This window comes from Cupriavidus sp. HE11, from assembly GCF_056097175.1.
The window spans coordinates 1,528,268-1,548,256 of record NZ_CP184464.1; the positions used below are offsets into that span (position 1 = coordinate 1,528,268).

Below are 19,989 nucleotides of genomic sequence, written 5' to 3' on the forward strand. Positions count from 1 at the left end.
CGGGGAATCCGAACCACCGCCTAATGAACGTCGGCCATGAAGACCTGCCGGATGGACGCGCTGGAGAGCCGGGCCCCTTCCACCGACGGATGGGACCAGACGTCCCGATACAGGATCTGCCCGTTCGCCGCGTTGTAACTGCAGACATCACCGGGGCAGAAGATATCGATCAGATCCACGACCTTGAGCTTTTGCCGCGCCTCCAGGCCCCGCAATACGCGGTCGAGATTCTCGCGCCGTTTCAGGGTGTCGGCCTTCGTATAGAACTTGCAAACGGTATCGAACGGCGAAAACCATTGCCGGACGGCCGATACCGGTTCGCAGTTCGCATCCCTGGCAAACGGATTGCCGTGAAGCACGGCGAGATGAATATCCCGGCTGGCCAGATTGTCGGAAAAGACCTCCAGGCCATTCGATAAAGTCTGCAGGGTCTGGATACTCTCCGGTGTCACCACCTTCGGAGATAATTCAGCCACGTCGTTGATCATGAACACCCAGTCGCCCGACCTGAGGCCCTGGATTGACTCCGGCACCACACGCGCCCAGTAATCGTCGTTGGCGCGGTCCCATGCGCCTCGATTGGCGATCTCCCGCACCGGCGAAGCCCCCCACGACGACACCAGCGTGACCGAGTATCCGTCCCGCAGCACCAGGTCATCGAACGCCTGGATAAAGGCGGTCGACATCGAATTTCCAATTACCAGGAGATGCTTGCTGGCATTTTCATAATTGCCCAGCGTGCAGCGGCCTCGCGGTATTGCCTTCCCCACCTGGTTGTTATCCGACAATACGCATGGCTCGCCCATCCAGACCGAATCGGTGCCCTTTACCGAATAAGGGTCGGTCAGCGTTGCCGTACCCACCGCCGCCATCGCCGGCAGCGTGCCGGCATACAACCGGCCGCTCATCGGTTTCAGGACGAGCACCAGCACCAGCAAGACGCAAGTCGAGGCTGCCAGCCCGTAGCCGACCGTGATCGCCGGCCTGAGCGACCACGTTGCCGCACGGAGCGGACGCTCGATGCAGTGATAGGAGATGGCCGCCAGCCCGAACATTGCCAACAGCAGGAATGGCACGGTCCACCAGTGCACGCCGACAGTCCACCGGCTCACGGCAATCACGCCCCAGTGCCACAAATACAGTGAGTACGAAATCAGGCCGATATAGACCACCGGCTGGCGCGTGAGCAGGCGATACACGGCCGTATCGCGCCGAACGGCGACGATGAACGCGACGGTGGCCGCCACCACCGCGATCGTCGACAGCGCGTGATACGTCTCCGGCACGAACAGCACCGCCACCATGCCAGCAAGGGCCAGTGCGGCAACCCGGCCCATGGTCTGCGCCGACACGCTGGTGTCGCTCCGGTTCAACAATCCGAAAGCCAGGGCACCTGCCGCAAGCTCCCAGAAACGCGTGGGCATCGAGTAATAGGACAGGATTGGCTTGCTGTTGCCGAACCAGACAAATGCCGCCAGCGACAGCACGGCAAGCACCCCGAGCACCCAATGGAGCCGGCCCGACCGGCCGCCATTGCCTTGCCCGAAACCCAGCAGCCACACCATGAACGGGAATACCGCGTAAAACTGTTCCTCCACGCCGAGGGACCATGTATGCATGAAGACATTGAGCTGTGCCGAATCGCCGAAATAATCGGCCGCCTGCGCGATCAGGTAGATATTGGACAGGCCAAATAGTGCGGCGGCGCCGGTTTTCAGATGCCCCCACGGACGCGGATCGAACAAGACGATGGCGACCGACGTCGCCAGCACGAAAACGATAAGCGCCGGCGCAAGTCGCTTGATTCGCCGGGCGTAGAAATTCAGCAGCAAATCGCGCAGGCCGCGATCGTTTCTGAAAAACAGCGACGCGGTGATGACATATCCGGAAATGGCAAAGAATATGTCCACGCCAAGATAGCCACCTGGCAGCCACTGCCGTTCCAGGTGGTTCACGATGACCGCCAATACCGCCAGGGCCCTCAGTCCATCAAGTTCCCTTCGATAGTCCCTCGACATAGTCCGCACCTTTCTGGCCCAACTGCATCAAGAATCACCAATGAATCCGTAGAACCGCCCGACATAATCGGCGTGCGGTATCGCGCACGACAAGGAACGAATTCTAGGCGGTGTGATCTTTGGGAATCGCCGGAAAGCTGGTCGTTATGAGGGATAGCGAACCAAGCCGCGGAACTCTGGTGTGTGCCGTCGATCATTGGCAGACGCAGGCACTGCCCGTGAAACCACCAGGCACGCCACATGTGATGCGTACGTATCTTCTCGCACCGGGCGGCTCCGGCCCCGGGCCTTCGTACCGTGCCAGAGCAGCGTCCGGCAGGGTTACAATGGCGGTTTTCCGGCGACCGCATCCAGCACAGATCGTTGAGCAAAGCCCCGATCTGCTGGTCCTGTCCGCCTGACCCACTCTGCCCCGGCATCGCAGTTCGCTTGTCCGACCGCCCATCCGCCGCGCAGAGACGCACTGCAACCCATTGATTTCTAAAGGTTTCCCATGAGCCTCAAATGCGGCATCGTCGGCCTGCCCAACGTCGGCAAGTCCACGCTGTTCAATGCCCTGACGAAAGCCGGCATCGCCGCCGAAAACTATCCGTTCTGCACCATCGAGCCCAACGTGGGCGTGGTGGAAGTACCGGACCCGCGCCTTGCCAAGCTGGCGGAAATCGTCAAGCCCGAGCGCATCCTGCCGGCGACGGTCGAGTTCGTCGATATCGCAGGCCTGGTGGCCGGTGCATCGAAGGGTGAAGGCCTGGGCAATCAGTTCCTCGCCAACATCCGCGAAACCGACGCCATCACGCATGTGGTGCGCTGCTTCGAGGACGACAACGTGATCCACGTGGCGGGCAAGGTCGATCCGCTGTCGGACATCGAGGTCATCAACACCGAACTGGCGCTGGCCGACCTGGCTACCGTCGAGAAGGCCCTGGCGCGCTACATCAAGCCGGCCCGCGCTGGCGACAAGGAAGCCCAGCGCCTGGTGGCCGTGCTGGAAAAGTCCCAGGCCGTGCTGGACCAGGCCAAGGCCGTGCGCACGCTGGACCTGTCCCCGGAAGAGTGGGAAGCGCTGCGCCCGTTCTGCCTGATCACCGCCAAGCCCACCATGTACGTGGCGAACGTGCGTGAAGACGGCTTCGAGAACAACCCGCACCTGGACGCCGTGCGCGAATACGCCAAGACCACCGGTTCGCCGGTGGTGGCAGTGTGCGCCGCCATCGAGGCCGAGATCGCCGACCTGGACGACGCCGACAAGGCCGAATTCCTGGCCGACCTGGGCATGGAAGAACCGGGCCTGGACCGCGTGATCCGCGCCGGCTTCACTCTGCTGGGCCTGCAGACGTACTTCACGGCAGGCGTGAAGGAAGTGCGCGCCTGGACGATCCACGTGGGCGACACCGCCCCGAAGGCCGCCGGCGTGATCCACACCGACTTCGAACGCGGCTTCATCCGCGCCCAGACCATCGCCTACGCCGACTACATCCAGTTCAAGGGTGAGACGGGCGCCAAGGAAGCCGGCAAGATGCGCGCCGAAGGCAAGGAATACGTGGTGCACGACGGCGACGTGATGAACTTCCTGTTCAACGTCTAAGCCGCGCGGGGCGGCTTCCTCCCCTGCCCGCGTGGTCGAGATCGCCCGCAGCCGTGATGGTTGCGGGCGATTTTCATTTCAGGGGTTCCAGGCAGGGGCATCGGACGCCCCGCCCAGCCTGATGGCGCGGGCCAGGTCGGGCAGCGTCCATCCCTTGCCCAGCAGCAGCATGCGCGTGTGCAGGTCGTCGAAGCGCTGCGGATCTACCGCGGTGCCCAGCCAGGTCAGGGCCTTGTCGCGCACGTCGACATACCCGCATGGATAGCGCCGGGCCAGCGACCGCCACAGCGCATGGGCTGCCGCAGATTGCCTGGCGCCGCTGACCAGGCAGACGCCGCGCTCCAGCAACATCCGGTAGACCAGGCTCGAAATACCCCGGCGCTGGTAGTCGGCCAGGATCCTGGCGTGCGGCGATCGCAGGTGGCGGTCGGCGCGGCGGTCGACCTCGATCAGCCGGTTGAACACGATGTACCCGGCCAGTCGCTGATGGACTTCATCCTCGACATAGACGTAGTACTCGCCGTCGGCCTTGCGCAGCCGCAGTCGCAGCCCCTGCATGGCCGCAAGCTTCAGTTGCGTATGCGTGGCGCCGTGCTGGCCTAGCCGGCCGTGGACGATTTCGAGTTGTTGCCGGATGTCGTGCGCGCCGACCTCTACGTCGATCCGCACGGCCTGGCTCCCCATCTGGCAATGAACGATGGCTTCATGACGGCCCCCTGCTAGTCGAGTACGACGAACAGCACGGCAACGGCCAGCATGGCGAGCAGGGTATGGCGATAGATGGGTGGCATGGCGACTCCAGGGTTCACGTTGACGGGGTGGTCCGTTGGGGACCACATCTGGCAAGGTGCCGTACGGGAGGGCTCAGACCTGTGGAAGTGATGGCCGAGCGCCCCGCACGGCCTGGAAAAGGCCGGCGCGAGCCACTCGTTGAGTCAGCAGGCCCAGGGCCCGATGCAGCGACAGCGCGCGTTCCTGCCCACGGTGCATGGCACCGCACGGGCTGGAAAGAAGGCTGTTGGCGAACATCATGGTTGCGGAGTGCAAGGCAGCTGGGGCAGCAGAGGAATCGGGGGCGAAAGACCTCTTATGCCACAAAGGGGGGCCCCTGTCCAACCAGCAGCCGGTCGGCTGCAGGCCATGACCGCCCGGCTACATCCCGCGCAGCGCTTCGTCGCGCATGCCCACCAGCAACGCCTGACCGTCGGCATCCACGCGGAATTCGCCGAATTTCGCCCTGGCAAACCGTTCGGCCTGCCCTTCCTGGAAGAACCACGCGTCCGTCGACACCTGCACGCCGCTGCCGCCCCAGCGCGCCGGCACATTCTGCACACGCAGCAGCCGCTCGTCGGCGGCCAGCTGCCCGCCCTTGTGCAGGCGAACGAAGTGGCCTTCGTTGCGGTCGTCACGGCGAATCACGATGACTTCCTCGCGTGCCAGACGGGTCTGCTCCGTACCATGTGCCACGCGCACCTCGTTGGCGACCGAGAAATTCAGCGCCATGTAGTCGCCCTGCATCAGCGAGCGCGGGTCTACCGGGGCCAGGCGCAGGTAGACCACGTCGCCGCGTGCCATCAGCCGTTCCTTGCCGGCGATGCCCGCCAGGGCAATGCCCACCGCCAGCAGCCATCCCACGACGATCCAGCGCTTCATGCCACGACCTCCTGGTTGGCAATGCGGCCCAGCGCGACGCGGGCTGCCAGCAGCAGCGCGCCGGCGGCCACCAGCGTGGCGGACTTTGCCAGCAGCGTCCACTGCAGCGTGCTGTAGTACCAGACAAAGCCGATCAGCACCGTGGCGACGGCAAGTCCGAGCCACGGCAGCGAGCCGCGCCGCAGCGCCACGGCCAGTGCCAGCACGCCGGCCGTTACCGCCGGGGCGTAGACCATCAATGCACTGAACGCGATGGTCACCGCCAGCACGGCCGCAGCAACCGGCACGCTGCACGCCAGCCGCCTGCACTCCAGCAGCGCCATGACCACCAGCGCCGCCCCGATCAGCGCGCCGGCCAGCCATCCGCCCTGGGCGCGCCAGGGCGTGTCGACCCCGAAAATCAGATCGGCCGGATGTGCGAAACCGGTCACCACCAGCGCGCCCAGCAGCGCCGTCAGCAGCGTGGCATCGGCGGCAGGCTCGACCATCTGCAGGCGCCCCGCCGCCGCGAGCCGATCCTCGCGCACGACAAATGCCAGCAGCGCGGCAAATGCCAGGGCCGTCATCGGACCCAGCGCCATCGGGATCGCGGTCCAGCGCGGCGCCATCAGGTCGCCCAGTGCCACGCACGCGGCAATGCCCAGCGTAGTCCACACGGCGAGCATCGCCAGGAAGCGGTGCAACCGGTCCGGCACCATCGCGAAGAGCACCACTTCGAACAGCGCCACGCCCAACCAGAACGGCGCCGTCTCCAGGAAACGATGGAACCCCAGCGCCTCGCCCACGCCGGCAATCGCCATGCCCTGCCCGCCCAGGCTCAGCGCCAGCGCGAACTGCCCCAGCGCAATGCGGCCGCTTTCGCGCGTGGTCACGCGGTATAGCGCGATGGCGATACCGATCATCACCAAGCCGGTCACGGCCATGGCCGGGCCGTTGCCGCGCGTGGTGGCGAAGACGGTGCCGATCAGGAACATCTGGAAAAACAGTGCCCCGAGCCAGCCTGCGCCGCCCATCAGCAGGCGGATCGGCCACGGGGTGCGCAGCGTCGGCGCATAGTCGCCCTGTACCGCGCCGCGCGCGGCCAGCAGGCGCCATAGCGGGCGTTCGGCCTGTGCCGTCCGGTCGATCTGGGGCTGGCTCATGCGGGGCTCCCCGACGTCTCGCGCCATGCACGCAGCAGCCACGTGGCCGCCGCCACGGCCAGGCCGATGGTCAGCAAGGCCAGCAACAGGAAGGCGCCAAAGTCGCCGTGGAAGTCCACCAGCCAGCGCCCCACGGCCGAGATGATCACGCCGATGCCGGTCAGGCACACCAGGCTCAGCACCACGATATCGAAAGCGCGCCAGCGAAACCAGGCCGCCAGGCCAACCAGCGCCACGGCACTGACCAGCAGGCCGGTGGCATTCACGTGGTCGGTCAGCACGCTCATCAGCCCCACCCATCCCGCATAGCCACAGGCCAGCAGGCCCAGCAGCCGCGGGCCAGTGGCACCCTGGAAGCCCCAGCGTCCGGCCCGGGCCGCCAGCAGGTACCACACGGCCAGTTGCAGGATCGACGCACCGAGCAGAAACATCATCGTTTCGCGCGCGAATCGCGCCGAGAACAGCAGTTCGAACATGCCGCCGATGCCCAGCCGCACGCTGCAGAACCGCAGCAGCGCCACGTTGCCAATGGTCAGCACGATCCACCAGTGCGGCGCGGCACGTGCCGCCAGCGCCCAGGGCACGGCCAGCAGCGTCCATCGCGCGAACAGCTGCCAGGCATCGGCGCCGGTCTGGTAGGTCTGACCGATCACTGCCATCAGCACGCCAGACACGATCTGCGCGCCGCCCAGCGCCGCCCGCCCCGCCATGTCGCCGGCGGGACGCCATGCGGCAAACCCGGCCAGCACTGTCAGCAGACCGGCCAGCAGACCGAACTTGGCGAATTTATGGAGGGACGCCCAGTTGAAGGCGAAGAAGACGATAACGCCTGCGCACAGCAGCGCGGTACCGAGGATCAGCAGCGCCCGATCCAGCCAGAGATGCCAGTGCGCGCGGCCGGGCAGCGTCGGCGCCCAGGCGGCCAGCAGGTCGGCGGCGCCGAGGCGGCCCTGGGCACGCCAGTCGGCCAGCGCCTGCTGGATGGTGCGGCGAGAAGTGAAAGTTTCCAACCGGCGATCCCCAAGAGAGTCGGCATGGACTGCATGCTAGCAAACCGGCACGCCGAAGTCTCCCGGGGGTGCCGCCGGGCCGGAAACCATCCCGTCAGAAGCGGTAGGTCACGTTGCCGATGATCGAGCGTTGCGTGCCGAAGAAACAGTCGCCGCGCGCGATACAGCTGTAGACATACTGCTTGCCGAACACGTTGTTCATGTTCAGCGAAACGCGCACCGGGCCGCGATCATAGGCCACCACGGCATCGAACACCGTGAAGCCGCCCACGCGGTTGTTGCCCGTGCCGTCGGTGCTCGGGCCGTTGTAGCGCGCGCCGGCACCCGCCAGGAAGCCGGGGATGTCGAACAGGCTGAAGCGGTAGTTGGCCCACAGCGACGCCGTGTTGGCCGGCACGCTGGCAAGCCGCTGGCCTTGTTCGGCAGCCGAGCCTTCGATCGTCTTGGCATTCAGGAACGTGTAGGCGGCGACCAGGTCCAGCCGGCCTATCGACACCAGCGCCTCCAGTTCGGCGCCGCGCGTGCGGGCCTCGCCGATCTGCACCGTGCCCGCCATGCCGTTGACCACGCCGGCCACCTTGCGGTTTTCCTCGCGCATGTCGAACACGGCCGCCGTCAGCGTCATGTTCCTGCCCAGCGGCTGGTACTTGATACCCGCCTCCCACTGCTTGCCGCGCAGCGGCTTGAATGCCGTGCCGTCGACATTGAAGCCAGCCTGGCCCTGGAACGACTCGGCATAGCTGACATACGGGTTCAGGCCGAAGTCGGAGCGGTACATCAGGCCAAAGCGCTTGGTCAGTTCGCTGTCGTCACGCGACCCCGACGGCGTGTTGTCCTGCGCCGCGCGCGACCAGTCGTAACGCAGCCCCAGCATCAGCAACCACTTGTTCCATTCGAGCTGGTCCTGCAGGTACACGCCGGTCTGGATCTGCTTGGCGGCCGGCACGTCGCGGAAGGCCGTGGGCGCCACGTAGTTGCCGTAGACCGGGTTGAACACGTTGATCGGCGCGGCCGAGCCATTGGCATTGGCATTGGTGCGGCCCGTGCTTTCGCTGTTCTGGTAGTCCATGCCCGCCAGGAACGTGTGGCCGACCGGGCCGGTGCGGAATTTCGCCTGCCCCTGGGTGTCCACGGCAAACTGGTTCAGCGTTGGCTGGTTCATGTACAGCACGCGGCGCAGCATGGTGTCGCTGCCCGGTACCCAGCCATGCGTGGCGCCGGTGAAGCCGGTGGTGTAGATGCTGCGATAGTCCACCGTGCTGTGCGAGTAGCGCAGGTTCTGGCGCACCGTGAAGGTGTCGTTGAAGCGGTGCGAGAACTGGTAGCCCACGGCGTGCTGTTCGGCCGTGTACTTGTCGAAGCCCGGCTCGCTGACAAAGAAATTCTGCGGGATCTGGCCGGCCGGGTTCTCGATCAGCGTCCCGCGCCACGGGAAGAAACCGATCATCGTGCCGCTGTCGTCCTTCTGGAAATTGGCGAGCAGCGTGAACTCGGTGTCGGCGTTCGGCCGGTAGGTCAGCGACGGCGCGATGAAATAGCGGTTGTCCTTCACGTAATCCACCGACGCATCGCTGTCGCGGGCCATCGCCACGAAGCGGTACAGCCACTTGCCATCGGCATCGATCGGGCCCGTGAAGTCGGCCTGGATCTGCTTGCGGTTGTAGTTGCCGAAGCTCACGCCGATCTCGCGCGCCGCCTCGGCCTGCGGCCGCTTCGACACCAGGTTGACGATGCCGCCAACGGCGCCCTGGCCGTACAGCATGCCCGACGGCCCCTTCAGGATTTCCATGCGCTCCAGCGCGTACGGGTCGGGGCGCGTGTTGTTGTAGAAGCCCACGGCATTCAGCAGGCCGTCCAGGTACTGGGTGGAATCGGTTCCGCGGATCTTGATCGTATCGGTGCGGTTGTCATTGGCAAACCCGGCTGTGGTCACGCCCGCCGTGTAGCCGGCCGCCTGCGCCACCGACTGCGCGCCCTGCAATTCCATGCGGTCGCGCGTGATGACCGTGATCGACTGCGGCGTCTCGATGATCGGCGTATCGGTCTTGGTGGCCGTCACCGCCCGCCTGGCGACAAAACCCTGCACCGGGCCCGTGGGCGATTCCACGCCGCTGCTGCCGCTGACCGTCACCACGGGCAGGCTGTGGTGGGCCGGCTCGGCGGCCGGCACCTGTTCCTGGGCAATGGCAAGGCTGGCGGCCTGCATGCTCAGTGCAAGGGTGGTCATCTGAAGGACGTGCGAGCGGCGAACGCGGCCCCGGGCGCAGACTGACATGGATTTCTCTCTCGTTGCTTATTGAAAATAAGAATGCGAATGACTCGCATTAAACGCAACGGATTGTAACGCCATGTATTGCGGAGCACACAATCGGACACGATTGTCATGTTCGAATGTCGTACGCTGCCCACAGTTCGCCCCGGCTTTCGCATCGATCCGGTCGCCGGTAAGCTGGCGCCGTTTTCGATTCCGTTCCCCACAGCACCATGACTCTCGGCATCCTCGCCGCCCTGCATCACGAAGTTGACGGCCTGATCGCCGCCATGCGCCACGAAGACGCACGCGCCACCATGCAGACCATCGGCATGCGCGACTACTACCGCGGCACGCTGCACGGCCAGCCCGTGGTGCTGGTGTTGGCGCGTGTCGGCAAGGTGGCGGCCGCGGCCACCACGGTTACGCTGATCCGGGAATTTGGCGTCGACGAGATCGTATTTACGGGGCTTGCAGGCGGAGTGGGCGCTGACGTGCAGGTTGGGGACATCGTCGTGGCCGACCGCACCATCCAGCACGACCTGGACGCCCGCCCGCTGTTTCCGCGCTATGAGGTGCCGTTGCTGGGCCAGGCCGAATTTCCGGCCGACCCCGTACTCACCGCTGCGCTACGCAGAGCGGCCGAGCAGTTCCTGCGCGACGATCTCGCCACCGAGGTGCCTGATGGCGTACTGGCCCGTTTTGGCGTCGACCAGCCGCGCCTGCACGTCGGCATGATTGCCAGTGGCGACCAGTTCATCAACGCGCCAGCGGACGTTGCCAATTTGCGACAGGCATTGCCGGACTTGCTGGCCGTGGAGATGGAAGGCGCCGCGTTGGCGCAAATCTGCTACGAATATGGCGTGCCCTACGCATTGATGCGTACCGTCTCGGACCGCGCGGACGATACGGCACATGTCGATTTCTCGTCGTTCTTGCGCGACGTGGCCAGCCACTATTCCAGTGCCATCCTGCGCCGGTTCCTGGATGCAAGGGCCTGACGGGGCACATCGGGTCGAAATTCCGATTCCCGCCAATTTGGTTCGTTCTGAAATTACCGGCGCGGGCGGGCCACGCCCCAGACCGCCACCAGCAGCGCGGCGCCGGCAATGGCGGCGCCCCATCCCAGGATCTGCCCATCGGTGAACAGATGCGCGGCGCGCCCGCCGTAGAACGCCCCCAGCGCCCCCAGCACGCCCAGCAATAGCGCGGCCGGCACGGTGACGACGCGGCCGGCCGGGTGCAACAGCCGTCCGGCGAATCCCACCACTGCGCCCACTATTGCCAGTCCGAACATCACAACTCCCATGTCTTTTGATCCACAGCAAAAGTGGATGTGGCGTAACGATACTGCAGTTGCCCGACGGCGCTCGGGGTTCCCTGCAACTTTGTAACGTGGCGGTATAATGACCAGCGCTTCCGGCACCGTTCCGGATGGCAACCCAACCCCACAAATGCAACTGCTCGCGATCGGTATCAATCACACCACGGCACCCGTCTCGCTCCGCGAGCGTGTGGCGTTTCCGCTTGAGCAGATCAAACCCGCACTTGGCGCGCTGCGCACCCACCTGGCTGGGCGCAATGGCACCGAGGCCGCCATTCTTTCCACCTGCAACCGTACCGAGATCTACTGCGCCACCGATGTGCTGCAGCCGGGTCAGGAGGGGTTCGAGCACACGCTGCGCTGGCTGGCCCAGCATCACAACGTGCCCGCAGGCGACCTGGCGCCGCATTTGTACGCCCTGCCCCAGTCCGAAGCCGTGCGCCATGCCTTCCGCGTGGCCAGCGGGCTCGACTCGATGGTGCTGGGCGAAACCCAGATTCTGGGGCAGCTCAAGGACGCGGTGCGCACCGCTGGCGAAGCCGGCGCGCTGGGCACGTACCTGAACCAGCTGTTCCAGCGCACGTTCGCGGTGGCCAAGGAAGTGCGCGGCCAGACCGAGATCGGCGCGCACTCCGTATCGATGGCTGCCGCCGCCGTGCGTCTGGCCCAGCGGATTTTCGAAAGCGTGTCGACGCAGCGCGTGCTGTTCATCGGCGCGGGCGAGATGATCGAACTGTGCGCCACGCACTTTGCCGCGCAGAAGCCGCGCCAGGTGGTGGTAGCCAACCGCACCGTGGAACGCGGCGAGAAGCTGGCCGAGCAGCTGGCCGGGCAGGGCCTGACCACGCAGGCCATCCGCCTGCAGGACCTGGGCGAGCGCCTGCATGAATTCGATATCGTCGTTTCGTGCACCGCAAGCTCGCTGCCGATCATCGGCCTGGGTGCCGTGGAGCGTGCGGTCAAGCGCCGCAAGCACCGCCCGATCATGATGGTCGACCTGGCCGTGCCGCGCGACGTGGAACCCGAGGTGGCGCGCCTGAACGACGTGTTCCTCTACACCGTCGACGACCTGGGCGCCGTGGTACGCGAAGGCAACGCGATGCGCCAGGCTGCCGTGGCGCAGGCCGAGGCGATCATCGAATCGCGCGTGCAGAACTTCATGCACTGGCTGGAAACCCGCAGCGTGGTGCCCGTGATCCGCGACCTGCAGGCCAGCGGCGAAGCCATCCGCCAGGCCGAACTGGAGCGCGCCCGCCGCATGCTGGCGCGTGGCGACGATCCGGCCGCCGTGCTCGACGCACTGTCCGGCGCGCTGACCCGCAAGTTCCTGCACGGCCCCACGCACGCGCTGAACCACACCCAGGGCGAAGACCGCGACGCGCTGCTGCGCCTGGTGCCGGGTCTGTTCCGCCACAGCAGTCACTCCGAGCGCTAGCCGCGCCGTCCATGTCGCGCTGGCGTCCGCCGGCGCAGCCGGGCATCCGCCCGCCGATCCGCGCCGTGGCCGCGCCACCGCGTTCCCCAGCATCCCGATTCCGCTACCGATGAAACCCAGCATGCTCCACAAGCTCGACCAGCTGGCCGAGCGACTCGATGAAGTCAACGCCCTGCTTGCCAGCGAAACGGCAACGGCGGACATGGACCAGTACCGCAAGCTGTCGCGCGAACATGCCGAACTGTCGCCGGTGGCCGAGCAGTACGGGCAGTATCGCCAGGCGCAGGACGACCTGACCACCGCGCAGGCACTGCTGGAAGATCCCGAGATGAAGGACTTTGCCGCCGACGAGATCGCCGCCGCGCGAGACCGGCTCGAAGGCCTGGAAAAGTCCCTGCAGACGCTGCTGCTGCCCAGGGACCCCAACGACGACCGCAACCTGCTGCTCGAAATCCGCGCCGGCACCGGCGGCGAGGAAAGCGCGCTGTTCGCGGGCGACTTGCTGCGCATGTACACGCGCTATGCGGAACGCCAGCGCTGGCAGGTGGAAGTCATGAGCGAATCCGAGTCCGACCTGGGCGGCTACAAGGAAGTCATCGTGCGCATTGCCGGTGCTGCCGCGTTCTCGAAGCTCAAGTTCGAGTCGGGCGGCCACCGCGTGCAACGCGTGCCCGCCACCGAGGCGCAAGGCCGCATCCACACGTCGGCCTGCACCGTGGCCGTGATGCCGGAAGCCGACGAAGTGGGCGAGGTGGAAATCAACCCGTCCGACCTGCGCGTCGACACGTTCCGCGCGTCGGGCGCAGGCGGCCAGCACGTGAACAAGACCGACTCCGCCGTGCGTCTGACCCACCTGCCCACCGGTATCGTGGTCGAATGCCAGGACGACCGCAGCCAGCACCGCAACAAGGAAAAAGCCATGAAGGTATTGGCCGCGCGGATCAAGGACGGGCAACTGCGCGCGGCGCAGGCCAAGGAAGCCAGCACGCGTCGCAACCTGATTGGCTCGGGCGACCGCAGCGACCGCATCCGCACGTACAACTTCCCGCAGGGCCGGGTCACCGACCACCGCATCAACCTGACGCTGTACAAGATCGACATGATCATGGACGGCGATCTCGACGAGCTGGTGGGATCGCTGGCCGCCGAGCACCAGGCCGACCAGTTGGCGGCGCTGGGCGAGGAATCCTGACCGAATCCGGGTGCCGCCGAAGTTTGTAACCTAGGTAAATGCTTGAAACAGCACTGGCTTGTAAAAAAGCGGTGTCTATAATCGATTTCGACCAGACCACCCCAATACGTCACTTTTGCAAGACATTGCAGCAACGACGGATTGGGGCATCGAAGTCTGGGTGGATGTCACTCCTCCAACAGACACACAAGGACGAAATCATGAACAAGCTGCTCGCCGTGCTGATGCTTACCGCCGCCATTTCCGTTGCCGCCTGCGGCAAGAAGGAAGAGGCTCCGCAATCCAACGCTGACAGCGCCATGCAGAACGCCGCCGAATCGGCCAAGGCCGCTGCCAGCGACGCCGCAGCTGCGGCCTCGAACGCCGCCGACGCCGCCAAGGCCGCCGCCAGCGGCGTGGCCTCGGATGTCTCCGCCGCCGCCGACAAGGCCCGCGAAGACGCCGGCAACGCCATGGCCCACGCCAAGGAAGCCACCAAGGACGCCGTCAACACCACGGCCGACAAGGCCAAGGACGCCGTCAACAAGTAATAGCCCTACGCAGGCGCGCGCGGAAATAAGGCCCGATTGGGCTTACACTAGGCGCCTGAAAGCAGAGCCACGCAGAACCCCGCCAGGCCCAGGCCCGGCGGGGTTTTTTGCAAACCGGCCGCCGATTGTCCCAGACGTACCGCCGATGTCCTCGAATCCTCCGGGCGATTTTCCGCCCCTGCCGTCCACGCCCACCCTGCGCGAAGCGCAGACGCTTGCCGCCATGGCCGGCCTGCCGGCGCTGGAGGCGCGCATGCTGCTGTCCCATGTCACCGGGCTCACGCGCACGCAGCTGATCACCCGCGACCAGGACCATCTCAATGACGCACAACGTGATGCATTTTCCACGTTTCTGGCGCGCCGCCTGACCGGCGAGCCAATGGCCTACCTGCTGGGAGAACGCGAGTTCTTCGGCCGCACGTTCCGCGTCACGCCCGATGTGCTGATTCCGCGCCCCGACACCGAAGTGGCTGCCGAGGCATCGCTGGCCCGCCTGGCCGGCATCCACACGCCGCGCGTGCTGGACATGGGCACCGGTTCGGGCATCCTGGCCGTGACCATCGCCCGCGAGCGGCCCGACGCCGAGGTCTGGGCCACCGACATTTCGCGCGGCGCCCTGATGGTGGCGCAGGACAACGCCCGCGCGCTGCAGGCCGACAATATCCGCTTCCTGGTGTCGGACTGGTATCACGCGCTGCCGCTGGGGCAGCGGTTTCACCTGATCGTGAGCAATCCGCCCTATATCGCGGCGGGCGACCCGCACCTGGCCGAAGGCGACCTGCGTTTCGAGCCGATCGACGCCCTGACCGACCACGAGGACGGCCTGGCCGACCTGCGGGCCATCGTCGCCGGCGCCACGCAGCGGCTGCTGCCGAAGGGCTGGCTGCTGATGGAGCATGGCTACGACCAGGGTTACGCCACCCGCCACCTGCTGACCAGCGCCGGCTTTGCCGAGGTCTTCACGGCACGCGACCTGGGCGGTAACGAGCGCTGCAGCGGCGGCCGGCTGCCCGGCTGAAAGCTGGCCGGCGACTGGCTGATACCCCTACCTGATGCCGGCGCGCGATTCCGGTAAAATCCGATGATCCCCCATGCAACCGGACCGTTTTCATCATGAGTGACGTACAACAGAAGATCGACCAGATCGTGAAGGGCAGCCCCGTCGTGCTGTTCATGAAGGGCACCGCCCAGTTCCCGATGTGCGGTTTCTCGGGCCGTGCGATCCAGATCCTGAAGGCCTGCGGCGTCGACGCACCGACCACCGTCAACGTGCTCGAAGACGAGGCCATCCGCCAGGGCATCAAGGAATACGCCAGCTGGCCCACGATTCCGCAGCTGTACGTGAACGGCGAGTTCGTCGGCGGCTCGGACATCATGATGGAGATGTACCAGAACGGCGAACTGCAATCGCTGCTGAAGGCCTGAGCCTGTCTGGAACTGCCATGCCTGTGAATCAAGGCGGCGCGCCGCAACGGCTGATCGTCGCCATCACGGGTGCCACCGGCGCCGTCTACGGCGTCCGGCTCCTGCAGGTGCTGCGCGATGTGAGCGGTGTGGAAACGCACCTGCTGATGTCGCCCGCCGGCATCATGAACCTGCAGCACGAACTCGACATCGGCCGCGCGGAAGTGGAAGCGCTGGCCGATGTGGTTCACAACGTGCGCGATATCGGCGCAACCATTGCCAGCGGATCGTTCCGTGCCCACGCCATGATCGTGGCACCGTGCTCGATGCGCACGCTGGCCGCCGTGGCCCATGGCCTGTCAGACAACCTGATCACCCGCGCCGCCGACGTTACGCTCAAGGAACGTCGCAAGCTGGTGCTGATGGTGCGCGAGACCCCGCTGAACCTGGCCCACCTGCGCAACATGACTGCGGTTACCGAGATGGGCGGCATCGTATTTCCGCCAGTGCCCGGGTTCTACCAGAAGCCGCAAAGCATCGCCGAGCTGGTCGACCATACTGTCGGCCGCGTGCTCGACCTGGTGGATCTGCGCGATATCGGAGAAACGCTCGCGCCGGGATGGGGCGGGCTGAACGGCAGCGCGAGCGACTGACCTTTGCCCCTTGCTTTCCTCCCCTCCCCCACGCGTGGAAGAGAGGATCATTCTTCAGGCGCTCACGCGCCGCTGCTTACCAGTGCCGGTACCGGCGACCATAGTAACCACCGTAGTACCCGCCACCGTAGTAGCCATACGCGGGCCGCACCACCACCGCCGGCGGTGATACGTACACCGGCGCCGGCGCTACCGCGACCGGGGCCGGGCCGACTTCAGGCCCGTACGGCGTGGGATACACCGCGCAGCCGCCAAGCATGGCCGCGCCAGTCACTGCCAGACCCAATACCATCGCTTTCGTTTTCATCACAACGTCCTTTTTGTCCCAGGCATTGCGTCATCTCAATGCGCTGTCCTTAAGAACGTTATACGGGTGGGTCCGGTAATACAGCGTCAAGGCGCTGTAACGCTTGTTACGATTCGCAACGACTCCATGCATGTAAGCGGCCAGCCCGTTCACACGTCGAAACGGATGCCCTGGGCCAGCGGCAAGTTGTCGCCATAGTTGATGGTATTGGTGGCTCTGCGCATATAGCCCTTCCACGCATCGGATCCCGATTCGCGGCCTCCGCCCGTTGCCTTCTCGCCGCCGAACGCACCGCCGATCTCCGCGCCGCTGGTACCGATATTGACGTTGGCGATGCCGCAGTCGCTGCCCGCCGCCGACATGAACATCTCCGCCTCGCGCAACGACTCCGTGAAGATGCACGACGACAGGCCATGCGATGCCGCGTTGTTCAGCGCGATGGCTTCATCCAGCGATGTATATGGCATCAGGTAGAGGATGGGCGCGAAGGTTTCGGTCAGCATCGTGTCATGCTGGGTGTCGGTCAGCACCAGCGCCGGCCGCACGTAGCAGGCACGCGGAAAGCGGTCGGCCAGCAGCCGTTCGCCACCATGCACGACGTTGCCCTGCGCGCGGCAGCTGGCCAGCGCGTTAGCCATGGCATCGCCGGCAGCCGCATCGATCAATGGCCCGACCAGCGTGCCGTCCTGCAGCGGATCGCCCACTGGCAGGCGCGCATACACCTGACGCAGGCGCTGCGTCACTGCCTCGATCAGATCAGCATGCACAAACGCGCGGCGCAACGTGGTGCAGCGCTGCCCGGCCGTGCCGGCTGCGGCAAACGTCATCGCGCGGATCGTCAGTTCCAGGTTGGCCGATGGCGCGACGATGGCGGCATTGTTGCCGCCCAGTTCCAGGATGGCGCGCTTGAAGTGCGCGGCGCAGGCCATGCCGACCTCGCGGCCCATGCGCGTGGAGCCGGTCGCGCTCATCAGCCTTACCGACGGATGTTGCACCAGCGCCTGGCCCAGCTGGCGTCCGCCCATCAGCACGCAGCACAGGCCCGCAAGCTGCGGTGCATGGTCATCGAACACGCGGTCGAGCAGGCCCTGCACGGCCAGCGCGCAGAGCGGCGTCTTTTCCGAAGGCTTCCACACCACGCCATTGCCGCACACCAGTGCCAGCGCGGCATTCCACGCCCACACGGCCACCGGGAAGTTGAACGCCGAGATCACGCCGCACAGTCCGTACGGATGCCAGGTCTCGCGCATCGCATGCGCGGGGCGCTCCGAGGCAATCGTCAGCCCATGCAACTGGCGCGACAGGCCCACGGCAAAGTCGCAGATATCGATCATCTCCTGCACTTCGCCCAACCCTTCCTGCAGGATCTTGCCGGCCTCCAGCGACACCAGCCGGCCCAGCGCCGCCTTGTGGACGCGCAGCGCCTCGCCCAGGCGGCGCACCACCTCGCCGCGCGCCGGCGCCGGCATCAGCGCCCAGACACTCTGCGCCGCATGCGCGCGGGCGATGCGCGTATCGGCATCGGCGGACGAGCACACCGGCAACTGGCCGAACACCTCGCCGTCGATCGGCGAGCTTACGGCCAGCGTGCCCGGCGCGGCCGCGCTGGTTGCGGCCCATGGCAGCGGCAGGCCCATGGCCTGCCAGCATTCGGCGAATTCCTGCGCTTTCATGCGAGCGTCTCCTGTAGTGGGTGCCGCGCGTAATGCTGGCCGAAGCGGTTGGCCAGAAAGCGGTCGAGCGGCATGGCTTCCTGTTTCACGAATCCCGACTGCGGCAATACGCCGGTCGCCACGAGATCCAGCGCGGTGCAGATACCGGCCGCCGTGGTCAGCTGGATCGCATTGACATGGCCGATGCCCGCGAAATCGTCCATACCGCCGATGCGCGCGGAAAACGACGCCTGCGTCAGCGGTCCGCGCTTGCCCTCGCCCCGCGCGCCGGGCGGATGGCCGGTGGCGCTGGCGAACACCACCACCACGTCCTGAGCGGTCACCGGAATGGCGTGCTCGAAAATCTCGCGCAGCCATTCGCGCCGCTCGCGCAGCCGCAGGTCGTTCAGCAGCAGCTTCATCTGTGCGCAGTGGCCGGGATAGCGGATGGACTTGTAGTCGACCTGGCGCGCACGGCCGGCCAGCGTGTCGGGCAGCGTGCCCAGTCCTCCAGAGGTATTAAAGGCTTCGTACTCCACGCCGTCCAGTGCGAAGGTCTCGTGCCCCTCCAGCGCTGGCAGCTCCACGCGACGCCCGTCCACGATGGCCTCGCACGGGTTGCAGTATTCGTTGATCAGCCCCTCGGTGCTCCACGTCAGGTTGTACTTGAGCGCATTGCTGGGGTAGCGCGGCAGCGCCCCTACGCGCATGCGCAGGTCGTGCAGTTCGCCGCCGCCGCGCAGGAAGCGTTGCGCGAGGTCATGCCCGACCACACCGATGAAACCCGGCGCCAGCCCGCATTGCGGCATCAGCACCGACCGCGCGCCACCGGCCAGCGCGCGGATGGCATGGGTGGCCGCCACGTCCTCGGTCAGGTCGAAGTAATGCACGCCCAGGCGCGCGGCCACCGTGGCGACATGGATGGCGGCGTGAAACGGCAGCGCGTTCATCACCGCGTCGGCCCCGGCCAGCAGCGCCGCGCAGGTGCCCGGCTCGGTCGGGTCGCCGGCCCGTACCTCGATGTTGCGCGGCACGCCATCGAGCCGGTGCGCGTCGTGATCGACCAGGCAGACGCGGTAGTCACCGGTATCGGCAAGCATGGTGGCGATCACCCGGCCGATCTTGCCGGCCCCGAGCACGACCACCGAAAGCGGACGGGGGGCGAGAGTCAGGTCGCGCACCGAGGCGGGACCGAGCGTGGAAGCCTGCATGGCTGACTCCGTCAGAAACTTGTTGTTGGTGACTGAAGTATGGGCAGCCGCGCGCACGTTTTGTAGCCACAAGATTGACGAAACCCCGGCATAATCGGTCGTATTGACATAGCAATTTGACGAATCGTCATCGACGACCATGGCAGACCTCGACCAGACCGACCGGCACCTGCTGGCCTTGCTGCAGGCCAATGCGCGGGAAAGCGCGGCCAACCTGTCGCGCGCGCTGGGTATCGCGCGCACGACGGTGGTGGCGCGCATCGCCCGGCTCGAACGCACGGGCGTGATCGCCGGGTACGGCGTGCGGCTGGGCAGCCAGATGGAGGACAACGCGATCCTGGCGTTCTGCGGGCTGTCGGTGCAGCCAAAGGCGGCGCCGGCCGTGGTGCGCGCGCTGCAGCGGTTTCCCGAGGTGGAGGAACTGAATTCGGTCAGCGGGCCGGTGGACTATATGGCCGTGATCCGGTGCGACACCCACGCGCGGCTGGACAAGCTGCTCGACGAGATCGGCATGCTCGACGGCGTGAACCACACGACCACGTCGATCGTGCTGGCCCGCAAGATCGACCGGCGGCGCGCGGCGGGCTAACCCCCCGATTCGCCTGGACGCGAAGGTGCAAGG

At 66.1% G+C, this 19,989-nt stretch carries 19 protein-coding genes; 9 read left to right on the forward strand and 10 right to left on the reverse strand.

Annotation, left to right across the window (positions count from 1 at the left end; all coding sequences use genetic code 11):
• Nucleotides 1–20: 20 nt before the first annotated feature.
• The gene (locus ACOABP_RS07065) at nucleotides 21–1,955 is read right to left on the reverse strand and encodes an acyltransferase family protein (RefSeq protein WP_474227542.1); all 1,935 of its coding nucleotides are present in this window, start codon (nucleotides 1,953–1,955) and stop codon (nucleotides 21–23) included.
• 556 nt (nucleotides 1,956–2,511) lie between these two features.
• Here ACOABP_RS07065 and ychF point away from each other — a divergent pair.
• Nucleotides 2,512–3,603: a redox-regulated ATPase YchF gene (gene ychF / locus ACOABP_RS07070; RefSeq protein ID WP_066734038.1), complete on the forward strand. Its 1,092-nt coding sequence runs from the start codon at nucleotides 2,512–2,514 to the stop codon at nucleotides 3,601–3,603.
• Nucleotides 3,604–3,681: 78 nt separating this feature from the next.
• Here the strand turns inward: ychF and ACOABP_RS07075 are convergent, their stop codons facing one another.
• From ACOABP_RS07075 to ACOABP_RS07095, 5 genes are all read right to left on the reverse strand, one after another.
• Entirely contained in the window at nucleotides 3,682–4,272 is a 591-nt protein-coding gene (locus ACOABP_RS07075; protein WP_474227543.1) for an N-acetyltransferase, read from the reverse strand.
• 483 nt (nucleotides 4,273–4,755) lie between these two features.
• Nucleotides 4,756–5,256 (reverse strand): GDYXXLXY domain-containing protein, encoded by a 501-nt coding sequence (locus ACOABP_RS07080; RefSeq protein ID WP_474227544.1) that lies wholly within the window; start codon nucleotides 5,254–5,256, stop codon nucleotides 4,756–4,758.
• Nucleotides 5,253–6,398: a DUF4401 domain-containing protein gene (locus ACOABP_RS07085; protein WP_474227545.1), complete on the reverse strand. Its 1,146-nt coding sequence runs from the start codon at nucleotides 6,396–6,398 to the stop codon at nucleotides 5,253–5,255. Before ACOABP_RS07085 ends, ACOABP_RS07080 begins: the two co-directional genes overlap by 4 nt.
• Nucleotides 6,395–7,408, reverse strand: coding sequence for a DUF2157 domain-containing protein (locus ACOABP_RS07090; protein WP_474227546.1), 1,014 nt, complete (start codon nucleotides 7,406–7,408; stop codon nucleotides 6,395–6,397). The genes ACOABP_RS07085 and ACOABP_RS07090 overlap by 4 nt, the downstream gene beginning before the upstream one ends.
• Nucleotides 7,409–7,502: 94 nt before the next feature.
• Nucleotides 7,503–9,635: a TonB-dependent siderophore receptor gene (locus ACOABP_RS07095; protein WP_474227547.1), complete on the reverse strand. Its 2,133-nt coding sequence runs from the start codon at nucleotides 9,633–9,635 to the stop codon at nucleotides 7,503–7,505.
• Nucleotides 9,636–9,892: 257 nt separating this feature from the next.
• Here ACOABP_RS07095 and ACOABP_RS07100 point away from each other — a divergent pair, with 257 nt between their 5' ends.
• Nucleotides 9,893–10,660 (forward strand): 5'-methylthioadenosine/adenosylhomocysteine nucleosidase, encoded by a 768-nt coding sequence (locus tag ACOABP_RS07100; protein WP_474227548.1) that lies wholly within the window; start codon nucleotides 9,893–9,895, stop codon nucleotides 10,658–10,660.
• A 53-nt stretch (nucleotides 10,661–10,713) separates the two neighbouring features.
• On the opposite strand, the gene ACOABP_RS07105 is transcribed toward ACOABP_RS07100, so the two are convergent.
• Nucleotides 10,714–10,956 carry a hypothetical protein gene (locus ACOABP_RS07105; RefSeq protein WP_474227549.1) on the reverse strand — a complete coding sequence of 81 codons (243 nt, stop codon included), beginning with the start codon at nucleotides 10,954–10,956 and terminating at the stop codon, nucleotides 10,714–10,716.
• 157 nt (nucleotides 10,957–11,113) lie between these two features.
• Between ACOABP_RS07105 and hemA the strand changes: the two genes are divergently transcribed.
• The 6 genes from hemA to ACOABP_RS07135 all read left to right on the forward strand — a co-directional run bounded on the left by hemA (nucleotide 11,114) and on the right by ACOABP_RS07135 (nucleotide 16,197).
• The gene (gene hemA, locus ACOABP_RS07110) at nucleotides 11,114–12,418 is read left to right on the forward strand and encodes a glutamyl-tRNA reductase (protein ID WP_474227550.1); all 1,305 of its coding nucleotides are present in this window, start codon (nucleotides 11,114–11,116) and stop codon (nucleotides 12,416–12,418) included.
• Between the two features lie 109 nt (nucleotides 12,419–12,527).
• On the forward strand, nucleotides 12,528–13,610 hold the full coding sequence (gene prfA, locus ACOABP_RS07115; RefSeq protein ID WP_474227551.1) for a peptide chain release factor 1: 1,083 nt from the start codon (nucleotides 12,528–12,530) through the stop codon (nucleotides 13,608–13,610).
• 200 nt (nucleotides 13,611–13,810) lie between these two features.
• Nucleotides 13,811–14,140, forward strand: coding sequence for a hypothetical protein (locus ACOABP_RS07120; RefSeq protein ID WP_474227552.1), 330 nt, complete (start codon nucleotides 13,811–13,813; stop codon nucleotides 14,138–14,140).
• A 145-nt stretch (nucleotides 14,141–14,285) separates the two neighbouring features.
• Nucleotides 14,286–15,158: a peptide chain release factor N(5)-glutamine methyltransferase gene (gene prmC / locus ACOABP_RS07125; protein WP_474227553.1), complete on the forward strand. Its 873-nt coding sequence runs from the start codon at nucleotides 14,286–14,288 to the stop codon at nucleotides 15,156–15,158.
• 95 nt (nucleotides 15,159–15,253) lie between these two features.
• Entirely contained in the window at nucleotides 15,254–15,565 is a 312-nt protein-coding gene (gene grxD / locus ACOABP_RS07130; protein WP_029050703.1) for a Grx4 family monothiol glutaredoxin, read from the forward strand.
• 17 nt (nucleotides 15,566–15,582) lie between these two features.
• Entirely contained in the window at nucleotides 15,583–16,197 is a 615-nt protein-coding gene (locus ACOABP_RS07135) for a UbiX family flavin prenyltransferase (RefSeq protein ID WP_474227554.1), read from the forward strand.
• A gap of 76 nt (nucleotides 16,198–16,273) precedes the next feature.
• Here ACOABP_RS07135 and ACOABP_RS07140 read toward each other — a convergent pair whose 3' ends face one another.
• The 3 genes from ACOABP_RS07140 to ACOABP_RS07150 all read right to left on the reverse strand — a co-directional run bounded on the left by ACOABP_RS07140 (nucleotide 16,274) and on the right by ACOABP_RS07150 (nucleotide 19,367).
• The gene (locus tag ACOABP_RS07140; RefSeq protein ID WP_231906860.1) at nucleotides 16,274–16,504 is read right to left on the reverse strand and encodes a hypothetical protein; all 231 of its coding nucleotides are present in this window, start codon (nucleotides 16,502–16,504) and stop codon (nucleotides 16,274–16,276) included.
• A 149-nt stretch (nucleotides 16,505–16,653) separates the two neighbouring features.
• Nucleotides 16,654–18,177: an L-piperidine-6-carboxylate dehydrogenase gene (gene amaB / locus ACOABP_RS07145; protein WP_474227555.1), complete on the reverse strand. Its 1,524-nt coding sequence runs from the start codon at nucleotides 18,175–18,177 to the stop codon at nucleotides 16,654–16,656.
• Complete coding sequence (locus ACOABP_RS07150; protein WP_066734079.1) at nucleotides 18,174–19,367, reverse strand: saccharopine dehydrogenase family protein; 1,194 nt, start codon at nucleotides 19,365–19,367, stop codon at nucleotides 18,174–18,176. The genes amaB and ACOABP_RS07150 overlap by 4 nt, the downstream gene beginning before the upstream one ends.
• Nucleotides 19,368–19,506: 139 nt before the next feature.
• On the opposite strand from ACOABP_RS07150, the gene ACOABP_RS07155 reads away from it, so the two are divergent.
• Nucleotides 19,507–19,956 (forward strand): Lrp/AsnC family transcriptional regulator, encoded by a 450-nt coding sequence (locus tag ACOABP_RS07155; protein WP_474227556.1) that lies wholly within the window; start codon nucleotides 19,507–19,509, stop codon nucleotides 19,954–19,956.
• Nucleotides 19,957–19,989 lie beyond the last annotated feature (33 nt).